This is a genomic window from Frankia sp. CcWB2 (assembly GCF_977927585.1).
In genome coordinates, this window is the sequence record NZ_CDWRCM010000029.1 from 1 (window position 1) to 3,137 (window position 3,137).

At 72.2% G+C, this 3,137-nt stretch carries 2 protein-coding genes and 1 pseudogene; 1 reads left to right on the plus strand and 2 read right to left on the minus strand.

Annotated features, from left to right (window positions below; genetic code table 11):
• Positions 1–1,021: tetratricopeptide repeat protein (locus tag ACY45C_RS05210; RefSeq protein ID WP_462186511.1), on the plus strand; the 1,021-nt coding region annotated here is incomplete at its 5' end.
• On the opposite strand, the pseudogene ACY45C_RS05215 reads toward ACY45C_RS05210, so the two are convergent.
• Both ACY45C_RS05215 and ACY45C_RS05220 read right to left on the minus strand, forming a co-directional pair.
• Positions 996–1,873 (minus strand): annotated as a pseudogene (locus ACY45C_RS05215) (thioesterase II family protein). The gene ACY45C_RS05210 and the pseudogene ACY45C_RS05215 overlap by 26 nt on opposite strands.
• The coding region (locus ACY45C_RS05220) for an acyl carrier protein (protein WP_462186512.1) at positions 1,870–3,137 on the minus strand (1,268 nt) is incomplete at its 5' end. The gene ACY45C_RS05220 and the pseudogene ACY45C_RS05215, both read right to left, overlap by 4 nt.

Below are 3,137 nucleotides of genomic sequence, written 5' to 3' on the forward strand. Positions count from 1 at the left end.
AGCCTCGGGACGCACTTCCCAAACAGGCCCAACCCTCGCCCGCCACGCGGATTCCCTGCTCGCTCCCGGCCGGGCCCTGCCCGGCACCGCGGCCACGAAACCAGCTCATCCCGGCGAGACAGGCCCGCGGGACGCCGACCCGGACATCCACGCGGACACCTACGCCCTGCGTCCCGAGGACACCTACGCCCTGCGTCCCGAGGACGTGGTGCGCGATGCGCCGCTCCGCTGGTTCCAGGAGGAGATCACCGGGCTCGTCGCGGCCGTGCGGCAGGCGCACGCCGCCGAACTGTGGTCACTGACCTGGAAGCTCTCCAACAGCCTGACCTGTTTCTTCCAGGCCAGCGCGGGCTGGGCGGAGTGGGCAGCGATCAACGAGCTGGCGCTGGATGCAGCCCGCCGAGCCGGCGACGCGGCCGCGCAAGCGTCGGTCCTGCAGTCACAGGGGGATCTCGCCTGGCAGCAACGGCAGGTGGAGCAGGCCGCCGCCTGCTATGAGCTGGCGATCCACCAGGCACGGCGGGTCCACGACCAGTGTGCCGAGGCCCGCGCTCTGATCGGCCTGGCCGATGTCTTACTGGACCGAGGGATTGTCGAGCGGGCACGCACGATGTACGCCCAAAGCCTTGTTCTGTGCCGGGCCGGGCACGACCTGCGGGGTCTGACCGACGCGCTGCGCGGTCTCGCACTCGCCGAACTGCGGCGCGGGCGCTGCGACGCGGCGCTGGACCGGTTCACCGAGTGCCGAGCGGTGGCAAGCCAGCTGGGCGACAGACGGTGGAGCGAGTTCGCCCGTCGAGCCGTCGAGAGAATCCGGACCGGACCGGCGGCTGAAGGTAGCGTATCCTTCCCAGTCGAGGTTCGTCCGGGCGTCTGGCTGATCGGCGGTACCCCCTACGCAGACAGCCGGCCGGGACCGCCCGATCCCGAGGGCGACCGCGGCACAGACCTGGCCGCGGCCGGTCCACGACTCCCGATCATGAGAGATCAGTTACTCAGTGCAATCGGCCCGCCGCACTGACCTGCCTGGCCAGGTCGTTGACCTCGGCTACATCGTTGGCCTCGGCTACGTCACCGACCTCGGTTACAAGCGTGCGCGCGAAACCAGCGAAGGCCGTTCCGAGAAAGTAGAAATGCCCGCCGGGGAAATACCGCTCGCGGAAGTTTCCGCGTGTCTCGCCGGACCATCGGGCCATCGCCTCGGGCGGGGCCCACGCATCCGCTGTCCCACCGAACACGGTGAGCGGGCAGGCCAGCCGTGCACGGCCGGGATCCGGCCGGTAGGAGTCGACCGCCCTCAGGTCGGCGCGGACGACCCGCAGGAACAGGGCACGGAACTCTGGGACCTCGCCGAGACGGTCAGGTATCCCCCCATCGCCGAGAGCTCCGCGAGCAGATCGGTGTCCCCACGTTCGTGCAGGACGCGGCGCGCCGCAGGGGTGTCCGGCGGTACCCGGCCGGACACCCCGACCCAGACCGGGGGTATCCCGGCGGCCTGCAGCGCGCGTCCGACCTCGGAGGCGAGAATCGCGCCGAGGCTGTGCCCGAAGAGCGCGAAGGGCTGCCCATGCTCGAGGATGCCGCCCTCCGGCGGCCCGACCGGACCACGGCCGCGCCGCCGTCGGCCTTCGAGCCAGGGGCGGACGTCCCGCACCGCCCGGGCGACGAGCTCACCCATGTCCTCGACCGGGGTTTGCGCATGACGTTTGCCACGCCCGGGGAGGTCGAGCAGGAGGAGATCCCAATCCGGCGGGAGCTGGTGGATCAACGAGTGGTACACGGCTGCGGAGCCGCCCGCGTGGTGGAATCCGATGAGCCGCAGCGTCGGGTCGTCGACCGGCCGTGGCCGGACGAAGCAGGCAGCGGGATTCACGCGGTCCGCTCCCGTTCACGCAGGGCCGACCGCGCGTCCGCGATGTACGCGGCGAGGCGCCCGACCAGGCTGGCCAGCGGCAGGTCCGCCGCGAACTCGTCGGGGGGCACGGCGACCTGGTAGTGCTGTTCGATGTTCTTGGTGAACAGCATCGCCGTGAACGAGTCACCGCCGACATCGAGGAACGTCTGCGCCGGGTCGAGGTTGTCCTCGGCCCGCAGCACGTCCGCCAGTTCACCGAGCAGAAACTCCTCGACGGCCCGATCGACCGCTCCGTCCCGGGTGGGCACCGCCAGGACGACGCCCGCGGCGGCGGCTCCGTCGGGCGTGCCGACCACCCCCGGGGCCGGCACCGCCTGCGCCGGCTCGTCGATCCAGTACCGCCGGTGGCGGAAGGGGTAGGTCGGCAGGTCATCGACGAACCGGGTGTGCGGTGCGGCCAGGTCGTCCAGGCGCAGGTCCACGCCGGCGGTGAACAGGCCGGCAAGCGCGTCCAACAGCAGCGACAGGGACGCTTCGGCGTCGTCGCCGAGCAACGGATAACTGGCGGCACCCCAGTCCAGCACCGCGCCGTCCGGAGCGAGAGCCGGATCCACCGAGACTGAGACCCGGGCGCCGAACCGCCGCAGCAGCTCCCCGAGCCGGCTCTCCGCCGGACCGGTGGCGAGTTCGGGGAGCGAGCTCAGTGCCGGCAGCGCGTCGATCAGCCTGGTCGCCGCGGCGGTGACCCGATCCGGGTCCGCTCCGACCCGTAGGCGCCCGGCGACCGCGACCTGCACCTGCGCGGCGCTGGCGCTGGCGCCGAGCGTGCGGGCAAGGTTGTCCGCCAGCTCGGTCGGCGTCCTGCCTGTGACGGCAAGACGACGCGCGAACGCCGCCCGCCCGGCCCGCAACGTATGGCAGACCGATGCCAGTCCCACCGGGTCCGGCTCGCGCAGGTGGGCCACGACCGCCTCGGCCTGCGCCCGCAGGCTGACGTCGTCCTTCGCCGACACCGTCAGCAGCTCCCGACGCAGCCCGCCGCCAGCCGCACCGGACGCACCGGTCCTGGTCGCGTCATCGGCTTCACGGTCGGCGTCCTGATCGGCGCCCTGATCGGCTTCGAGAATGGCGTGCGCGTTGGTCCCGCTCAGACCGAACGCGCTGATTCCGGCCGTGCGCCGGGGGAGGCCGGCGGGCCATGGCTGGGTCCGGCGCGGCACGGCGAGGCCCACCCGGTTCCAGGGTACGAGCGTGTTGAGCGGGCCGTCCGCCTCACTCAGGC